The following is a 17,130-nucleotide window of genomic DNA, read 5'->3' on the forward strand; positions in this document are numbered from 1 at the left end:
AACCGCAACCTGGCAATCAGGCTTCCGGCTCCTGATGCTTCAGGGCTTCGTGGTTGTGGTCGGCCATCTTCTGCTTGTATTTCTGCACCTGACGATCGAGCTTGTCAGCCATCGAGTCGATGGCGGCGTACATGTCTGCGTCGTCGCTTTCGACGAAGAGATCCTTGCCGCGCACGTGCAGCGTGACTTCGGCCTTCTGCTTCAGCTTTTCGACGGAGAGGATCACCGCCACGCTGGTGACGTTGTCGAAGTGGCGGATGACGCGGTCAAGCTTGGTGCTCACGTAGTCACGGATGGCCGGGGTGACCTCGACGTGGCGCCCGGTGATGTTGAGATTCATGGTAACTCCTGTTGTTGTCAGATCGATTTGCGCAGACTGACCGGCGGGATATTCAGTGATTCGCGGTACTTCGCGATGGTGCGTCGTGCGACCACGATACCCTGCTGGCCCAAAACTTCTGCAATCCGTGCGTCGGACAGCGGCTTCTTGCTGTCCTCGGCGTCCACCAGTTGACGAATCAGTGCCCGAATCGCCGTGGAAGAGGCCGCTCCGCCAGTGTCGGTGGAGACGTGGCTGCCGAAGAAATACTTGAGTTCGAACACACCGCGCGGCGTCGCCATGTATTTCTGCGTTGTGACGCGCGAAACGGTGGATTCGTGCAGTTCGAGCTGGTCCGCGATCTCCCGGAGAGTGAGTGGCCGCATCGCCACGTCTCCATGATCGAAGAACTGCCGCTGCTGGTCAACGATGGCCTGGGAGACCCGCAGGATGGTGTCGAAACGCTGCTGGACGTTCTTGATCAGCCAGCGTGCTTCCTGTAACTGGCCGGTCAGGCCGCCGCCCTGGCCGCGGTTCTGCTGCAGCAGGCTGGCGTAGAGCCGGTTGACGCGCAGGCGCGGCATCGCGTCCTGGTTGAGGCTGACGGTCCAGCGCCCGCGGATCTTGCGCACGATGACGTCAGGCAGCACGTAGCGCGTCTCGGAGACGGAGTGGCGCGAGCCCGGATGCGGGTCGAGGCTGCAGATCAGAGCGTGGGCAGCGCGCAGCTGGTCGTCGTCGCAACCGGTGTGTTTCTTGAGGCGCGCGAAGTTGCGCTCGGCGAGCAGTTCGAGATGCTGGTCAACGATCTCGAGCGCGAGCATCTGCGTCGGCGTCTCGGGCATCGCACGCAACTGGAGCGACAGGCATTCCTGCGGGCTGCGTGCGCCGATGCCGGCAGGGTCGAGGTGCTGCACGTGGCGCAGCGCGATGGAAAGCTCGTCGAGGTCGATGTCGAGCTCGGGTGGTAGCAACTCGAGCAATTCCTCGAGCGGCTGGTGCAAGTAGCCGTCGTCGTCCAGCGCCTCGATGATGAAGCGCACCAGCGCGCGGTCGCGGTCGGAGAGCGGCGACAGCGCCACCTGTTCGTCGAGGTGGTCGCGAAGCGACAGCTCGGCCGCCTGGAACTCCTGGAAGTCGGTGTCGTCGTCATCGTCGCGCTTGGCCTGGGCGCCACTGCCGACGTTGGACCAGTCGATGCCTTCCTCGTTGTCCTCGCGATCGTTCGCCTTTCCTGCTTCGCCGTCGCTGGCGGCCTCGGCGCTGGTTTCGCGTTCGCGCTCGCGCTCACGTTCGGCAGGCGGGGTGCTGGTGGCGAGACCGGGCTGCGGCACGAAGTCGTCGATCTCCTCGCGCTCGAGCATCGGGTTCTCGAGCAGGAAGCGCTCGATCTCCTGGTTCAGCTCGAGCGTGGACAGCTGCAGCAGCTTGATCGACTGCTGCAGCTGAGGCGTCAGCGTGAGGTGCTGCGAGAGCTTGAGCTGGAGGCTGGGTTTCATTCGGGCGCTAGAGGCGGAAATGTTCGCCGAGGTAGACCTGGCGCACCTTCTCGTTGGCGATGATCTCGTCAGGCTGGCCGCTGGCGAGCACGCGACCCTCGCTGATGATATAGGCGCGATCGCAGATGCCAAGCGTCTCGCGCACGTTGTGGTCGGTGATGAGCACGCCGATGCCGCGTTCCTTGAGGAAGCGGATGATCTTCTGGATATCGATCACGGCGATCGGGTCGACGCCGGCGAAAGGCTCGTCGAGCAGGATCAGGCGCGGATCGGTGGCGAGCGCGCGGGCGATCTCGCAGCGGCGGCGTTCGCCACCCGACAGGGAGATCGCGGTGTTGTCGCGCAGGTGGGTGATGCCCAGTTCCTCGAGCAGTTCCTGCAGGCGTTCGTCGATCTGGCGTGACTCCAGCCCCTGCAGTTCGAGCACCGCGCGGATGTTCTCGGCCACCGTGAGCTTGCGGAACACGCTCATTTCCTGCGGCAGGTAGGACAGGCCGAGGCGGGCGCGGGCGTGAATCGGCAGGTGGGTGAGATCCTTGCCGTCCAGTCCGATCTGGCCGCCGTCGGCACGCACCAGGCCGACGATCATGTAGAAGCAGGTGGTCTTGCCCGCCCCGTTGGGGCCGAGCAGGCCGACGACCTCGCCCGAGCCGACCTCGAAGCCGACGTCGTGCACCACCGTGCGCGCCTTGTAGCGCTTCTGCAGACCGGCGACCTTAAGCAGACTCATCGTAGGGCTCTTTCAGCAGCTTGCGGATCAGGTCGGGCGCAAAGCCGCGGGTTTGCAGGAAGCGCGCCTGCCGGGCCCACTCGCGGGGGTCGGTCGGCGGCTCGCGGAAGCGGCCATGCAGCACGCTGCGGGCACGCTCGATCTCGGACTCGGTACATTCGCCGGCGATGGCCTCGTCGATCAGCTCGCGCTCGATGCCGCGACGGGCCAGCTCGTTGCGCAGCCGGCTCGCGCCGAAACGCGCGGCCTTGCCGCGCACGAAGGCTTCCGCGAAGCGGCTGTCGGACTGCAACCCGAGTTCGCCCATGCGTGCGATGACGGCCTCGACCTCGTCGGCCTCGCCATGCGCGGCGAGCTTGCGCGCCAGCTCGGCGCGCGAATGATCGCGGCGGGCGAGGTGGCGAAGGGCGCGCTCGCGCAGGCTGGGCTCGGCCATGGCGTCGGGCGCTCAGGCCTCGGCGGCTGCCGCAGCGGGCGTCGCCGGCGGCATTTCAGGCAGACCGACCGCGACGCGGACCCTGTTCTCGATCTCGCGCGCCAGCGCAGGGTTGTTGCGCAGGAACTCGCGCGAGTTGTCCTTGCCCTGGCCGATCTTGTCGCCCTTGTAGGCGTACCAGGCGCCGGACTTGTCGACGATCTTGTGGTCGACGCCGAGATCGATGATCTCGCCTTCGCGCGAGATGCCCTCGCCGTACAGGATGTCGAAGTGCGCTTCCTTGAACGGGGGCGAGACCTTGTTCTTCACCACCTTGACGCGGGTCTCGGACCCGACGACCTCGTCGCCCTTCTTGATCGTGCCGGTGCGGCGGATGTCCATGCGCACCGAGGCGTAGAACTTGAGCGCGTTGCCGCCGGTGGTGGTCTCCGGGCTGCCGAACATCACGCCGATCTTCATGCGGATCTGGTTGATGAAGATGACCAGCGTGTTGGTGCGCTTGATGTTGGCGGTGAGCTTGCGCAGCGCCTGCGACATCAGGCGGGCCTGCAGGCCGGGCAGCTGGTCGCCCATCTCGCCTTCAATTTCGGCCTTGGGCGTCAGCGCGGCGACCGAGTCGACCACGACCACGTCCACGCCGCCCGAGCGCACCAGCATGTCGGCGATCTCGAGCGCCTGTTCGCCGGTGTCGGGCTGGGAGATCAGCAGGTCCTGGATGTTGACGCCGAGCTTTTCGGCATAGCCGACGTCGAGCGCATGTTCGGCGTCGATGAACGCGGCGGTGCCGCCGAGCTTCTGCATCTCGGCGATGACCTGCAGCGTCAGCGTGGTCTTGCCGGATGATTCCGGGCCGTAGATCTCGACCACACGACCGCGCGGCAGGCCGCCGAGGCCGAGTGCGATGTCGAGCCCGAGCGAGCCGGTGGACACGGTCTGGATGTCGCGTTCGACGTTGCCGTCGCCCATGCGCATGATCGAGCCCTTGCCGAACTGCTTTTCGATCTGCGAGAGCGCAGCGGCGAGCGCCTTGGCCTTGTTGTCGTCCATGAAAGTCGTTCCTGAGTGATTGGCGAATTATGGCACAGAGCTTGCTGTGATGCTGTCGGGCATCTCTGACGGCGACAGTGTAAGACCTGTAAATGAATACAGCAATGCCGCGGGTCGGCGCCCGCCAGCCGCTTCAGCGAGCGAGTTCGATCACTTCGCTGAGCGCGTGGATCACGGTCTGACGGCGCACGGCCGTGCGATCCCCGGGCAGCTGAAGCGTACGGACCCGTGTCGGCACCCCGCGTTGCGCCCAGGCCACGCACACCATGCCGACGGGTTTCTGCGCGCTGCCGCCGGTCGGGCCGGCGACGCCGGATACCGCGACGGCCAGGTCCGCGGTGCTGCGTGCCAGGGCGCCTTCCGCCATTTCGGCGACCGTGGCTTCGCTCACCGCACCGTGGCTGTCGAGCGTGTGCGCAGAGACGCCGAGCATGTCGGTCTTGGCCGCATTCGAGTAGGTGACGAAGCCGCGGTCGAACCAGGCCGAACTGCCGCTGGTGGCGGTGACGACCTGTGCGATCCAGCCGCCGGTGCAGGACTCCGCGGTGGCCAGCATCCAGCCGCGCGCGGCCAGCGCCTCGCCGACCGCGACCGAGAGCGCGTCGAGTTCGGTGTCCATGCCTCTCCTCCCCTTCGGATCAGATGCCGAACAGTGTGACCAGTACCGCCAGTGCCAGCAAGGTGTAGCCCGCCGCAACGAGGTCGTCGAACATGACCCCGAAGCCGCCTTTGAAGCTGCGGTCCGCCCAGCGCACCGGCGGCGGCTTGACGATGTCGAAGAAGCGGAACAGCGCCACTGCGATGGCCTGCCACAGCAGCGTCTTGGGGGCGAATGCGAGCACCAGCCAGGTGGCGACCATCTCGTCCCATACGATGCCGCCATGGTCCGGCACGCCCAGTGCCTGTCCGGTCCGTTCGGCGGCGATCACCCCGGCAACGAACAGGCTGGCGAGCAGGGCGAGGAAGACGAATTCCGACAGCGGGGTGCGGATCAACGGGTACAGCGCCCACGCCAGCAAGGTGCCGACCGTGCCCGGCGCCCACGGCGACAGTCCGGCACCGAAGCCGAGGGAGATGAAGTGGGTCGGGTGGCTCAGCAGCAGGCGCGGGGTTGGGCGCATTGAGGGGTCCTGATCGGGGTTCTGCGGTATGTGGGCGTGGCGGCTCGCGTGCGCACGCTCAGGCGAAATGACTACTCAGGCGAAATGACTACTCAGGCGAAATGACTACTCAGGCGAAATGATCGTAGCCCGAGGCGCTGGCGGGAGCCAGCATGCCGTCGGATTCGCGCAGCAGGCAGTCGCCTGTCTGGCCGGTGATCTGGCCGATGCGGTGCAGCGGCAGACCCAGTCTGGTGGACAGTTCGCGTAGCGCCGGGCGTGCGCCGACCGGTGCGGTGAACAGCAGCTCGTAGTCGTCACCGCCGGACAGCAGGCAGCGTCTGGCCGTCGCCGCGTCCGCGCCGGTCGCGCGCAGCGCGCAGAGCGGCAGGGCGTTGACCTCCACGATGGCACCAACCCCGGAACGCTCCAGAATGTGGGCGAGATCGCCGAGCAGGCCGTCGGATACGTCGAGCATCGCCGTCGCCAGGCTCCGCAGTTGCAGGCCCAGTTCGACGCGCGGCAGCGGACGCTGCAGGGCGTCCACGCAGCGGGCGTGCCCGGCCGCGTCCAGTGCGACCTCGCCGCGCAGCGCAGCCAGTCCAAGCGCAGCCAACCCGGGCTGGCCCGAGATCCACAGCTCGTCTCCGGCGCGGGCGCCGGCACGGGTGATCGCCTTTCCTGCGGGGACCTCGCCGATGATGGTGACCGACAGGTTCAGCGGGCCGCGGGTGGTGTCGCCACCTGCAAGGTCTACGCCGAAGGCTTCGGCGCAGGCGAACAGGCCGCGCGCGAAGGCCGCGATCCAGGCATCGTCGGCTGCCGGCAGGGCAAGGGCGAGGAAGGCCCAGCGCGGCTCAGCCCCCATCGCTGCCAGGTCGGAGACGTTGACCGCGAGTGTCTTCCAGCCGAGATCTTCCGGATCGGTGTCGGGAAAGAAGTGGGTGCCGCTGACCAGCATGTCGGTCGAGACCGCCAGCTGCATGCCGGCGCGTGGGCTCAGCAGCGCGGCATCGTCCCCGACAGCGAGGTCGGTATGTCGCGGGGGCCGGCTGAAATGACGCCGGATCAGGTCGAATTCGGAAGGCATCGCGCGTCGGGGCCAGCACGGTATCGAGGGGGTGCAAGCTTAACGCAGATGGCGCGTGCGGGTGGCGCAGGTCACGCCGCCGGCCGTCAGGCTCCGCACCTCCGGCCGGGTGCGCGAGCCGGGCGGATGCCTGAGGTCGGACGTGTCGGAGGTCTCAGCCGCGGCGGCCGGTGAGGCGAGCCTTCAGTGCGTCCCAGTCGACCGCGTCGAGCGTGTTCTTGACCAGCAAGCCGAGGTCGGTGTCGCCTTCCATGCGCAGGCGACGGCTGAAGAACAGGGTGTCGGGGTCTTCCTCGCGCAGTGCCAGCGCCATGAAGTCGCGGGTGGTCGCGGAGATGATCAGGTCCGGTTTCCTGTCCGCCGCCGGCGTGGCGCGGCGAAAGCCCTTTTCGGTGAGGGTGAAGTCGAGCGTGAGGCCGGCATCGAGCACGCGCATCTGCAGGTGATGGCCGGTGAGCGGCGCGAGCGTGTCGCGCGGCAGGATGCGATCGAGCGCGAGGTTCAGCGCCAGTGTCAGCACCTGCGTGGGCGGTTGCTGCGGCAGACGCGACACCAGCTTCGCCACCGGTGCCGGCACGGTGAAGTCGGGAATGCGAAGGTTCTCCAGGCGTTCGCCGATGCGTCGGCGCAGGCTGCCGGGCAGCAGGTCGGCGGGCAGCGGCGGGCGAGGCAGGGCTGGAAGCGCGGGAAGGGCAGGCATGTTCGGTCTCCGGGGGTGAGGCGGGCGGGCGACGAGAGCGGGGGGCGAAGACGGGGTTCTGGGCGGGGACGCTGACCGGCAGGGGCGGGCGGTCCCTGCCGGTCAGGCGGCGATGTACTGCTCCACGCCGGCGCGACCGTGCCAGAAGCCGTTGCACGGCGCCTCGACCATCAGCGCGCGGCTGGCGGCGAGCGCGTCGGCCGGCGTGTGGGCACCGTCGAGCGCGGCGCGGAAGAGTTCGACGATGCCACGCGTGCTGGCGCCCTGCGGGCTGATGCGCAGCATCTCGGCCTTGCCTTGCACGGCCGGGAGGTCGGCGAGCAGGTTGTGCACGCGCGCCGACTGGGTCTGCACGCCGTTCAGGGTGAGGAAGGGTTCGCCTTCGCGCGTGCGCAGCGTGATGCCGTCCATGATCGACAGACAGCGGAACTCGCAGGTGTCCTTCTGCAGGTTGAAGTGGCGGGCGGTGAAGCAGCGCGCCGAATGCGCCAGCGGCAGCCGGCCGTAGGCGAAGACCTCGGTCTCGATCGGCGTTGCGAGCGCTGCGCGCACCTCGGCCAGCGCCGCGCCCGACATCTCGGGAGCGACGGCCCAGCGCGTGGCGCCGGAATCGACCATCAGCTGCAGCGTCGCCGGATTGAAGATGTTCAGCGTCGGGCCGGCGATCCAGTTCTTCACGCCAGCGTCGGTCAACAGGCGCACCGCGCCCATGTCGTTGGCCTCGACGCGAAAGCCGGGCTCGCCGCTTGCGCTCTGGCGCACGATGCGGCGCAGCACCTTGAGGTCGGACTCGGACTCGATCAGGCCCTGGGTGCTCATCACCACTTCCTTGCCTGCGGCGGCGAGCATCTGGCCGACCTCGAGCCAGTCGTCGAGGCGCAGTTCGTGACGGCGCGAGCAGACCGTCTCGCCGAGATAGACGCTGTCGACCGGGCTTTCGGCGATGTCGGCGTAGAAATCGAGCACGCTTTGGCGCGGCCAGTAATAGAGCAGGGGGCCGAGGGCGAGTTTCATCGGGGGCGTCTCAGTTCGTTCGGATGATGCGGTGCGATGCAGCGTGCGCGGGGCTCACTTCCACGGGCGGTAGTAGGCGCCCAGCGTGTGGCTCTGGCCTTCGGAGACCTTGTTGAGTTCGGCCATCCACGCCGGCAGCACGCTGAAGCCTTCGGCGCCGCCGGACTTGAGCTTGTCGAGCGCAGCGCGCCAGACCTTGGTGACCTGGGCGACGTAGGCCGGGCTGCGCTGGCGACCCTCGATCTTGATCGCGCGGATGCCGATGCGGGCGAGTTCGGGCAGCAGCTCGAGCGTGTTGAGGCTGGTCGGCTCCTCGAGTGCGTAGTAGGTCTCGTCGTTGACCTCGAAGCGGCCCTTGCACAGCGTCGGGTAACCGGCGCGCTCGCCGTCGGCGAAGCGGTCGATGAGGATGCCGTTGAGCCGCGTCTCCATGCCGCGCGGCGTGTCTTCCCAGCGCACGTGCTTGCCCGGCGAGCAGGCACCGTTGCAGTTGGGCGACTCGCCGGTGGCGTAGGCCGACAGCGCGCAGCGTCCCTCGACCATCACGCACAGGCCGCCGAAGCCGAAGACCTCGATCTCGACCGGGGTGTGGGCGACGACGCTCTCGACCTGCGCCATCGACAGCACCCGCGGCAGCACCGCGCGCTGGATGCCGAAGTGTTCGTGGTACCAGTTGATCGCTTCGTAGCTGGTGGCCGAACCCTGCACCGAAAGGTGCAGGCGCAGCTGCGGATGGGTCCTGGTGGCGTAGGCCATCAGGCCGGGGTCGGCGAGGATCAGCGCGTCGACGCCGTATTCGGCGGCGCGGTCGATGGCCTGCGTCCAGCTCGACCAGTTGTCGGTCTGCGGGTAGGTGTTGAGCGCCAGCAGCACCTTGCGCTTGCGTGCGTGGGCATAGGCGACGCCCTCGCGCACCTGTGCCGGGTCGAAGTTCAGCCCGGAGAAGTTGCGTGCGTTGGTGGCGTCCTTGAAGCCGAGATAGACGCAGTCGGCACCGTGGTCGATGGCGGTCTTGAGGGCCGGCAGGCTGCCGGCGGGACAGACGAGCTCGATCGGGGAAGAAGTCATTGAGGCGGGACCAAGGCAGGGGAAAAATGCCCCGCAACCTTAATGCCGCAAAACAAAAGGGGCTTTGACTCGTGTCAAAGCCCCTGCATTGGATGCTGCCCGACCGGGTTCAGCGCGCCGTGTGGTGCGTCCCCGCGGCGGCGTGATGGTGGCTCGCATGCGGCCGGTGGTGCGAGGGCTTGCCGATCAGTCCGCCGACCAGCATGCCGAGCGCGCTGGCCGCGAGGCCGAAGAGTTGCGGCTCGATGTCGCCCTCCTGCACGAACAACTCGAACAGGATCCAGGTCGTCAGGCCGCAGACGATGGCGAGCGCGGCACCGAGGTTGTTGGCACGTTTCCAGAACAGGCCCGCCGCCAGCGGCACGAAGGCGCCCGCCAGGGTGATGCGGTAGGCGTTCTCCACCATCTGGTGGATGCTCGATTCGGTGCTGGTGGCGTACCAGGTGACGAGCACGGTGAAGATGACGACGGTGACGCGGGTCGACCACAGGAACTGGCGGTCGCGCATCGCGGGGAAGAAACCGCGCAGCACGTTCTCGGAGAAGGTGACCGAGGGCGCCAGCAGCGTGCCCGAGGCGGTGCTCATGATCACCGACAGCAGGGCGCCGAAGAACACGACCTGCGCGGTGAAGGGCATGTACTGCAGGATCAGCGTCGGCAGGATCAGTTGCGAGTCCTGTTCCATCAGCCTGCCCACCATGTCCGGGTCGATGATCGTCGCGGTGTAGGCGAGGAACAGCGGCACGGCGGCGAAGAAGAAGTAGCTGACGCCGCCGAGCGTGGTGCCCCACACGGCGACGGTCTCGTTCTTCGACGAGTTGACGCGCTGGAACACGTCCTGCTGTGGAATCGAACCCAGCGCCATGGTGGCGAAGGCGGCGATCCACGCGATCATGTCGACCATGTCGAGCGTGGGCAGCCAGTCGAGCTTGCCGTCCGCTGCTGCCTTGGCGACGACGACATCGAAGCCGCCTGCCATGTCGCCCGCCAGCGTGGTGACGTAAAGCAGGCCGAGCACGATCACGATCATCTGCACGAAGGTCGTCATCGCCACCGACCACATGCCGCCGAACAGGGTGTAGACCAGCACCACGGCGGAACCGATCAGCATGCCCTCGTTCATCGACACCACGTCGGCCGACAGCACGTTGAACACCAGGCCCAGTGCGGTGATCTGCGCCGCCACCCAGCCGAGGTAGGACAGCACGATGCAGATCGACAGGATCAGCTCGGTCGTGCGGTTGTAGCGCATGCGGAAGAAGTCACCCAGCGTCAGCAGGTTCATGCGGTACAGCGGGCGCGCAAAGATCAGGCCGAACAGCACCAAGCACACCGAGGCGCCGAGCGGGTCGGAGATCAGGCCGCGAAAACCTTCGTCGATGAAGGTGGCGGAGATGCCGAGCACGGTTTCGGCACCGAACCAGGTGGCGAACACCATGGCCAGCACCACCACCATCGGCAGGTTGCGGCCGGCGGTGATGTAGTCACGCGCGTTGTGTACGCGGGTAGCGGCATACAGGCCGATGCCGATGGAAACGACGAGGTAGGCGACGACAAGCCAGAGCAGCATGGTTGGGCCCTTCGTGATGGCGCATCCGCGCGTGGTGAGCGAAAAAATGAGGCGCGAGTTTATCAACAGAACGCCCGCGCAGGGGGGGTGATCTGCGTTCCAAGGGCTTGATCGTTCGCAGGTTATTGCATGCGTACAACGTCCGCGTCGACCCCGGCGGGTGTGAGCATCCGCAGGGTGTCGAGGATGCGGCGCGCGGCCTCGTCGAGCGTGGCTTCGTCGATCGTCAGCGGCGGCGCCAGCCGGATCACGTTGCCATGGGTGTCGCGGGTGGCGATGCCGCGCGCGAGCAGCTGCGTGGCGACCTCGCTGGCGTCGGCGAGGGCGGGGTCGAGCGCAAGCCCGACGAGCAGGCCGCGACCGCGCACTTCGCGCACGCACGGCAGTGCGGCGGCGCGCAGCGTTTCCATCAGCTGCGTGCCCAGGCGTGCCGCGCGCTCCCAGGGTCGGGTCTCGGCGAGCAGGGCGAGCACCTCGGTGCCGACTGCGGCGGCGAGCGGATTGCCGCCGAAGGTCGAGCCGTGGTCGCCGGGGCCGAAGACATCCATCACGCGACGGTCGGCGAGAAAGGCCGATACCGGCAGCAGTCCGCCGCCGAGTGCCTTGCCGAGGATCAGCCCGTCGGGACGCACGCCGTCGTGTTCGCATGCGAGCAGGCGTCCGGTGCGACCGAGGCCGGTCTGTACTTCATCGGCGATCAGCAGCACGTCGTGGCGGCGGCAGATCTCCGCGCAGCGTGACAGGTAGCCCGGTGGCGGCACGACGATGCCACCTTCGCCCTGGATCGGCTCGACCAGGAAGGCTGCGGTATCGGGCGTGATCGCCGCCTCGAGGGCGTCCACGTTGCCGAACGGCACGCGCTCGAACCCGGGCGGGAAGGGGCCGAAGCCGTTACGGTACTGCGCATTGGCGGACAGGCCGACGATGGCGATGGAGCGGCCGTGGAAGTTGCCGTCGCAGGCGAGGATGCGGGCGCGCTCGGGAGCGATGCCCTTGACCTTGTAGCCCCATTTGCGTGCCGCCTTGAGCGCGGTTTCCACCGCCTCGAGCCCGGTATTGACCGGCAGTGCGCATTCGTAGCCGAAGGTGGCGCACAGGCGCTCGAGGAAGACCGGCAGACGGTCGCTGGAGAAGGCGCGCGAGGTCAGCGCGAGGCGCTGGGCCTGATCCACCAGCGCCCTGACGAGGCGCGGGTGGCCGTGGCCGAAACTCATCGCCGAGTAGGCGCTCATCATGTCGAGATAGCGGCGGCCGTCCGTGTCCCAGAGCCACACGCCCTCGCCGCGCTGGAATACCGCCGGCAGCGGTGCGTAGTTGGTGGCACCGAAGCGGCGCTCCGCCGCGCGCAGCCAGTCGGTGGAAGGACCGAGCGCGGCGAGCACGAACTCGGCGATCCAGTCCGCACCCCGGTGGTCGGCATCGAGATCGGGCCGGTACTCGACGATCTCGAGTCCGACCAGGTCGGCGCAGGCGCGCAGTCCGAGCAGGGCGTCGGCGAGCGTGCGCGGCTCGATGCCGCCCGGCTCCGGGCAGGTGACCGCGGGGAAGGCCTGCGGATCGAGCGCGTCGAGGTCGAGGCTGAGGCCGAAGCCGGCGTCCGGATCGGCGCGCGCGAGGCGGAGCGCGTCGGCGAATACCGCGGACAGCCCGCGGGCGCGCACCTCGCTCATCGTGAAGACGCGCACCCCCAGCCGCGTCAGCAGCGCCAGCTCTTCGGGCTCCCAGGCGCGCGCGCCAATGATGCAGGTGCGTGCAGGGTCGAGTGCGGGGCCGGGGATGCCGGTGAGCGCGGCATGGCCTGTGCCCAGCAGCGCGGCGAGCGGCATGCCGTGGATGTTGCCGGAGTGGGTGGTGGCGTCGGTGTGGCTGTCGAGGTGCGCGTCGATCCAGATCAGGCCGGGCGCGCGCGCGCGCCGTCGGCCGATGCCGCGCCAGGTGCCGGCCGCAACCGCGTGGTCGCCGCCGAGCACCAGCGGGAAGCGGTCCGCGGGCAGGGTGGCGATGCGGTCGGCAAGGCAGCGCGCGAAGTCGGCGTTGGCCGCAATGCGGGCAGCCATGTCGCTCCCGGCAATGTGGTCTTCCTTGCCGGCGCGCGCGCGGGCGCTGGTCACGTGGGCGGGCGGAACGCCCGGGCTCAGGATGGCAGCCCATTCCGCCGCCGGCCCGAGGCCGGCGAGGCGCTGCCGTAGCGGGCTGTCCTGCAGGGCAGCGGGGGCGGCAGCCGTGCCCGCATGCGGTGCGCCCAGGGCCGATGCGGCACCGATGATGCTGACCAGAGCGTGGGGCGCCCGCAGTGCGCCGGGATTCGTCGTCATCGCACACCTCCCGTTCGCGGCCATGGCTGGGCCGCTCGCCTTCAAGCGATTCGACGCAGGGGGGTGGGAATCGTTCAGCCGGTCCCGGTCGGGCACGGCGCTGTGCCCGGCGGACTCAGCCGAAGAAGCGGTACAGCTCCAGGCCGAGCAGCGCCATCGCGATTGCGCCGACGGCGAGCAGCAGCCTGCCCTGCCCACGCTGACTGGCGGCGAGTTCGTCGAGGCGCTGCTGTTGTGCGCTCTGGTGGCGGCCGGACTCGGACAGGGCGTGATGCACCAGGCGCGGCAGTTGCGGCAGGGTGCCGGCCCAGGCCGGCACCTCTTCCTTGACGCCGCGCATCAGTGCGCGCCAGCCCATCTGTTCGTCCATCCAGCGCTGAAGGAAGGGCTTGGCGGTTTTCCACAGGTCGAGCTCGGGGTCGAGCTGGCGACCCAGGCCCTCGATGTTGAGCAGCGTCTTCTGCAGCAGCACGAGCTGCGGCTGCACTTCCATCTCGAAGCGGCGCGCGGTCTGGAACAGGCGCAGCAGGGTCTTGCCGAACGAGATGTCCTTCAGCGGCTTGTCGAAGATCGGCTCGCACACGGTGCGGATCGCGGCCTCGAACTCATCCACGCGCGTCTTCGCCGGCACCCAGCCGGCCTCGATGTGGGCGAGCGCGACGCGGCGGTAGTCGCGCTTGAAGAAGGCGAGGAAGTTCTGCGCGAGGTAGTTCTTGTCCACCTCGTTGAGCGTGCCCATGATGCCGAAGTCGAGCGCGATGTAGCGCCCGTCCTGATGCACGAAGATGTTGCCCGGGTGCATGTCGGCGTGGAAGAAACCGTCGCGGAACACCTGGGTGAAGAAGATCTCCACGCCCGCGCGCGACAGCGCCTTCAGGTCGGTGCCCTGGGCGAGCAGCGCCGGCGTCTGCGAGATCGGCACGCCGCGCATGCGCTCCATCACCATGACCTTGCTGCCGCACCAGTCCCAGTAGACCTCGGGCACGATCAGCAGCGACGAGTCCTTGAAGTTGCGCCGCAACTGCGAGCAGTTGGCCGCCTCGCGCATCAGGTCGAGCTCGTCGTGCAGGTACTTGCTGAACTCGGCGACGACCTCGCGCGGCTTCAGGCGCCGGCCTTCGGGCCAGATCTTCTCGAGCAGGATCGCAGCCACTTCCATCAGCGCGAGGTCATGTTCGATCACGCGCTCGATGCCCGGGCGCAGCACCTTGACCGCGACCTCGGTGCCGTCGGGCAGGCGGGCGAAATGCACCTGTGCGACCGAGGCCGAGGCCACCGGGGTGCGCTCGAAGTCGTCGAACACCTCGTCGATCGGCCGGCCATAGAAACCTTCCAGCACGCCGAGCGCCTGCTCGGTGGGGAAGGGCGGTACGCGATCCTGCAGCAGCGCGAGCTCGTCGGCGAGGTCGGGCGGCAGCAGGTCGCGCCGCGTCGACAGCATCTGGCCGAACTTGACGAAGATCGGGCCGAGCGATTCGAGCGCCTTGCGCAGGCGCACCGCGCGCGATTCGGAAAAGCGGCGCCAGAAGAACACGGTGTGCCAGATGCGCGCCAGCCTGCCGCTGCTGTCGGCGTCGAGGATCATGCGGTCGAGGCCGAAGCGCAGGCCGACGGAAACGATCTTGGTGAGGCGGAAGAGACGCACTTTGCAGAGCCAGGCAGCCGGAAAGGCCGGACTTTAGCCCGAAAGCCCGAAACGGTGGAAGTCGCGCCCGGTGCTGTGCGCCCGGGCCGCATCGAAATGCCCGCTCACAAGCCGGGCCGGGGAGGGCGACGCGATCCGCTATAATCGCGCGTTTAGTTTGCCTACCGAGTGCCATGAGCGCCGACCCGAAAGTCCTGCTGACCGATCTGCTGAAGACCGCGCTGAAGAGCGTGGCGCCGGATCACGCCGATACCGCCATCCTGCTGGAGCGCCCGAAACAGGCGAGCCACGGCGACTTCGCCACCAACCTCGCGCTGCAGCTGGCCAAGCCGCTCAAGCGCAATCCGCGCGACCTGGCTGCACTGCTGCTGGCCGAACTGCCGGCCACCGGCCTCGTCGCCAAGGCCGAGGTCGCCGGCGCGGGATTCATCAACTTCACGCTCGCGTCCGATGCCAAGACCGCGGTCGTGCGCGACGTGCTGGCCAAAGGCGCGGACTTCGGCCGCGGCGCGGCCAAGGGCGTCAAGGTGCAGGTGGAGTTCGTCTCCGCCAACCCCACCGGCCCGCTGCACGTCGGCCACGGTCGCGGCGCGGCCTATGGTGCCTCGCTGTCGGACGTGCTGGCTTTCGCTGGCTACGATGTCACCCGCGAGTATTACGTCAATGATGCCGGCCGCCAGATGGACATCCTGGCGCTGTCGACCTGGCTGCGCTACCTCGCATTCTTCGGCATCGAGATTCCCTTCCCGCCCAACGCCTACCAGGGCGATTACGTGATCGACATGGGCCGCGACATGCGCGACGCCCACCAAGATCGCTTCGCCAAGGTCACGGCCCAGCAGGTGCTCGCCGGCACGCCCGGTCTGCCGCCCGCAGAGCGCAAGGACGACGAGTCCAAGCAGCAGCGCGAGGAACACCTCGATGCGCTGATCGCCAACGCCAAGCAGCTGCTCGGCGACGACTACGGTTGGGTGCACGGGTTTGCGCTGAACGAACAGCTCGGCGACGGCCGCGACGACCTCGGCGAGTTCGGCGTGCGCTTCGACAAGTGGTTCTCGGAGCAGAGCCTGTTCGACACCGGCCTGGTCGAGCGTGCGGTGACCCAGCTCGAGAAGCAGGGCCACATCTACGTGCAGGATGGCGCCAAGTGGTTCCGTTCCACTGCCTTCGGCGACGAGAAGGACCGCGTCGTGCAGCGCGAGAACGGCCTGTACACCTACTTCGCCTCCGACATCGCCTACCACCTCAACAAGTACGAGCGCGGCTTCGACCGCGTCATCGACATCTGGGGCGCCGACCACCACGGCTACATCCCGCGCGTGAAGGGCGCCATCGCCGCCCTTGGCCTGCCGCCGGAGAAGCTCGAGGTGGCGCTGGTGCAGTTCGCGGTGCTGTACCGCAACGGCCAGAAGACCTCGATGTCCACCCGCTCGGGCGAATTCGTCACCCTGCGCGAGCTGCGCAAGGAAGTCGGCAACGACGCCTGCCGTTTCTTCTACGTGCTGCGCAAGTCCGACCAGCATCTCGATTTCGATCTCGACCTCGCCAAGAGCCAGAGCAACGAGAACCCGGTCTACTACGTGCAGTACGCCCACGCCCGCGTGTGCTCGGTGTTGAACCAGTGGAGTGGCGAAGCGTCGGAACTCGCAGACGCCGACCTCGGCCTGCTGCAGAACGAGCGTGAGCTGGCGCTGTGCGCCCGCCTGTCGATCTTCCCCGAGCTGGTGCAGAACGCCGCGGCCGATTACGCGCCGCACCAGGTGGCCTTCTACCTGAAGGACCTCGCTGCCGATTTCCACAGCTGGTACAACGCCGAGCGCATGCTGGTGGAGGATGAGGCGGTCAAGCTCGCCCGGCTGGCGCTCGCGGCGGCGGTACGCCAGGTGCTCGCCAGCGGGCTCGCCCTGCTCGGCGTGTCCGCGCCGGAATCGATGTAATCCACGGAGACGCATGTGAGTCGTGATCGCAAGCCTGTTCGCAAGCCCGCGCGCGCGCCGTCGCGCAGTGGGGGCGGCACGCTGATCGGCATCTTCATCGGCCTGGTGTTCGGGGCGCTGATCGCCGCTGGGGCGGCGTGGTACTTCACCCGTTCCAATCCCTTCCAGGCCGCGCCGGTGGCGCCGCGTATCCCGTCGGCCGACCAGCCGCCGGCGGCCCTGCCGGGCAAGCCGGGCGACCGCCCGGTGGTGAAGCAGGACTTCGAGTTCTACAAGATCCTGCCGCAAGGCGACAACGTGCCGGCGGTCGTCGACCCGGCCGCAAAGCCCGGCACGCCAGCCGCGCAGCCCCCCAAGACGCCAGCCCAGCAGGCCCCGGCGCCGGTACAGGAAGCCGCGGCCAAGCCGGTCGAACGCCTTTACCTGCAGGTCGGGGCCTTCGAGAACCCGGGCGAGGCGGACAACCTCAAGGCCCGTCTGGCGCTGGCCGGTATCGAGGCGAGCGCCCAGCGCGCCCAACTGGCCGATGGTCGGGTGGTGCACCGTGTGCGCATCGGCCCGTTCTCGAGTCCGGAGGACATGAACCCGACGCGCGCCCGCCTGGCCGCCGCCGGATTCAATGCCTCGGTGAGTCGCAGCAATCCCTGACCTCCCTGCCGG

At 68.1% G+C, this 17,130-nt stretch carries 16 protein-coding genes; 2 read left to right on the forward strand and 14 right to left on the reverse strand.

Annotated features, from left to right (window positions below):
* Positions 1-16: 16 nt before the first annotated feature.
* The 14 genes from hpf to ubiB all read right to left on the reverse strand — a co-directional run bounded on the left by hpf (position 17) and on the right by ubiB (position 14,533).
* The gene (gene hpf / locus AC731_RS16625) at positions 17-340 is read right to left on the reverse strand and encodes a ribosome hibernation-promoting factor, HPF/YfiA family (protein WP_004259801.1); all 324 of its coding nucleotides are present in this window, start codon (positions 338-340) and stop codon (positions 17-19) included.
* A 17-nt stretch (positions 341-357) separates the two neighbouring features.
* Positions 358-1,818: an RNA polymerase factor sigma-54 gene (locus AC731_RS16630; RefSeq protein WP_048707789.1), complete on the reverse strand. Its 1,461-nt coding sequence runs from the start codon at positions 1,816-1,818 to the stop codon at positions 358-360.
* 7 nt (positions 1,819-1,825) lie between these two features.
* Positions 1,826-2,548, reverse strand: a complete 723-nt coding sequence (gene lptB, locus AC731_RS16635) for an LPS export ABC transporter ATP-binding protein (RefSeq protein WP_004259805.1) — start codon at positions 2,546-2,548, stop codon at positions 1,826-1,828.
* A complete protein-coding gene (recX, locus tag AC731_RS16640; RefSeq protein WP_048707792.1) occupies positions 2,535-2,984 on the reverse strand; it encodes a recombination regulator RecX in 450 nt (149 codons plus the stop codon). Before recX ends, lptB begins: the two co-directional genes overlap by 14 nt.
* A gap of 12 nt (positions 2,985-2,996) precedes the next feature.
* On the reverse strand, positions 2,997-4,031 hold the full coding sequence (gene recA / locus AC731_RS16645) for a recombinase RecA (RefSeq protein ID WP_004259809.1): 1,035 nt from the start codon (positions 4,029-4,031) through the stop codon (positions 2,997-2,999).
* Positions 4,032-4,164: 133 nt separating this feature from the next.
* Complete coding sequence (locus AC731_RS16650) at positions 4,165-4,650, reverse strand: CinA family protein (RefSeq protein ID WP_048707796.1); 486 nt, start codon at positions 4,648-4,650, stop codon at positions 4,165-4,167.
* Positions 4,651-4,669: 19 nt separating this feature from the next.
* Positions 4,670-5,152 carry a phosphatidylglycerophosphatase A family protein gene (locus AC731_RS16655; RefSeq protein ID WP_004259814.1) on the reverse strand — a complete coding sequence of 161 codons (483 nt, stop codon included), beginning with the start codon at positions 5,150-5,152 and terminating at the stop codon, positions 4,670-4,672.
* 109 nt (positions 5,153-5,261) lie between these two features.
* The gene (gene thiL / locus AC731_RS16660; RefSeq protein WP_048707797.1) at positions 5,262-6,221 is read right to left on the reverse strand and encodes a thiamine-phosphate kinase; all 960 of its coding nucleotides are present in this window, start codon (positions 6,219-6,221) and stop codon (positions 5,262-5,264) included.
* 154 nt (positions 6,222-6,375) lie between these two features.
* The gene (gene ubiT, locus AC731_RS16665; protein WP_048707799.1) at positions 6,376-6,921 is read right to left on the reverse strand and encodes a ubiquinone anaerobic biosynthesis accessory factor UbiT; all 546 of its coding nucleotides are present in this window, start codon (positions 6,919-6,921) and stop codon (positions 6,376-6,378) included.
* A gap of 102 nt (positions 6,922-7,023) precedes the next feature.
* Positions 7,024-7,935, reverse strand: coding sequence for a U32 family peptidase (locus tag AC731_RS16670; protein WP_048707800.1), 912 nt, complete (start codon positions 7,933-7,935; stop codon positions 7,024-7,026).
* A 54-nt stretch (positions 7,936-7,989) separates the two neighbouring features.
* Positions 7,990-9,003 carry a ubiquinone anaerobic biosynthesis protein UbiU gene (gene ubiU / locus AC731_RS16675; protein ID WP_004259838.1) on the reverse strand — a complete coding sequence of 338 codons (1,014 nt, stop codon included), beginning with the start codon at positions 9,001-9,003 and terminating at the stop codon, positions 7,990-7,992.
* 109 nt (positions 9,004-9,112) lie between these two features.
* On the reverse strand, positions 9,113-10,573 hold the full coding sequence (locus AC731_RS16680) for a high affinity choline transporter 1 (protein ID WP_004259843.1): 1,461 nt from the start codon (positions 10,571-10,573) through the stop codon (positions 9,113-9,115).
* 122 nt (positions 10,574-10,695) lie between these two features.
* On the reverse strand, positions 10,696-12,888 hold the full coding sequence (gene rocD, locus AC731_RS20380) for an ornithine--oxo-acid transaminase (protein WP_048707803.1): 2,193 nt from the start codon (positions 12,886-12,888) through the stop codon (positions 10,696-10,698).
* 115 nt (positions 12,889-13,003) lie between these two features.
* Complete coding sequence (ubiB, locus tag AC731_RS16690) at positions 13,004-14,533, reverse strand: ubiquinone biosynthesis regulatory protein kinase UbiB (protein ID WP_048707805.1); 1,530 nt, start codon at positions 14,531-14,533, stop codon at positions 13,004-13,006.
* A gap of 173 nt (positions 14,534-14,706) precedes the next feature.
* On the opposite strand from ubiB, the gene argS reads away from it, so the two are divergent.
* Positions 14,707-16,470: an arginine--tRNA ligase gene (gene argS / locus AC731_RS16695; RefSeq protein WP_004259856.1), complete on the forward strand. Its 1,764-nt coding sequence runs from the start codon at positions 14,707-14,709 to the stop codon at positions 16,468-16,470.
* 15 nt (positions 16,471-16,485) lie between these two features.
* Positions 16,486-17,118 (forward strand): SPOR domain-containing protein, encoded by a 633-nt coding sequence (locus tag AC731_RS16700; RefSeq protein ID WP_004259870.1) that lies wholly within the window; start codon positions 16,486-16,488, stop codon positions 17,116-17,118.
* The last annotated feature ends 12 nt before the right edge of the window (positions 17,119-17,130 follow it).

It is taken from the genome of Thauera humireducens (assembly GCF_001051995.2).
GTDB classification, from domain to species: domain Bacteria; phylum Pseudomonadota; class Gammaproteobacteria; order Burkholderiales; family Rhodocyclaceae; genus Thauera; species Thauera humireducens.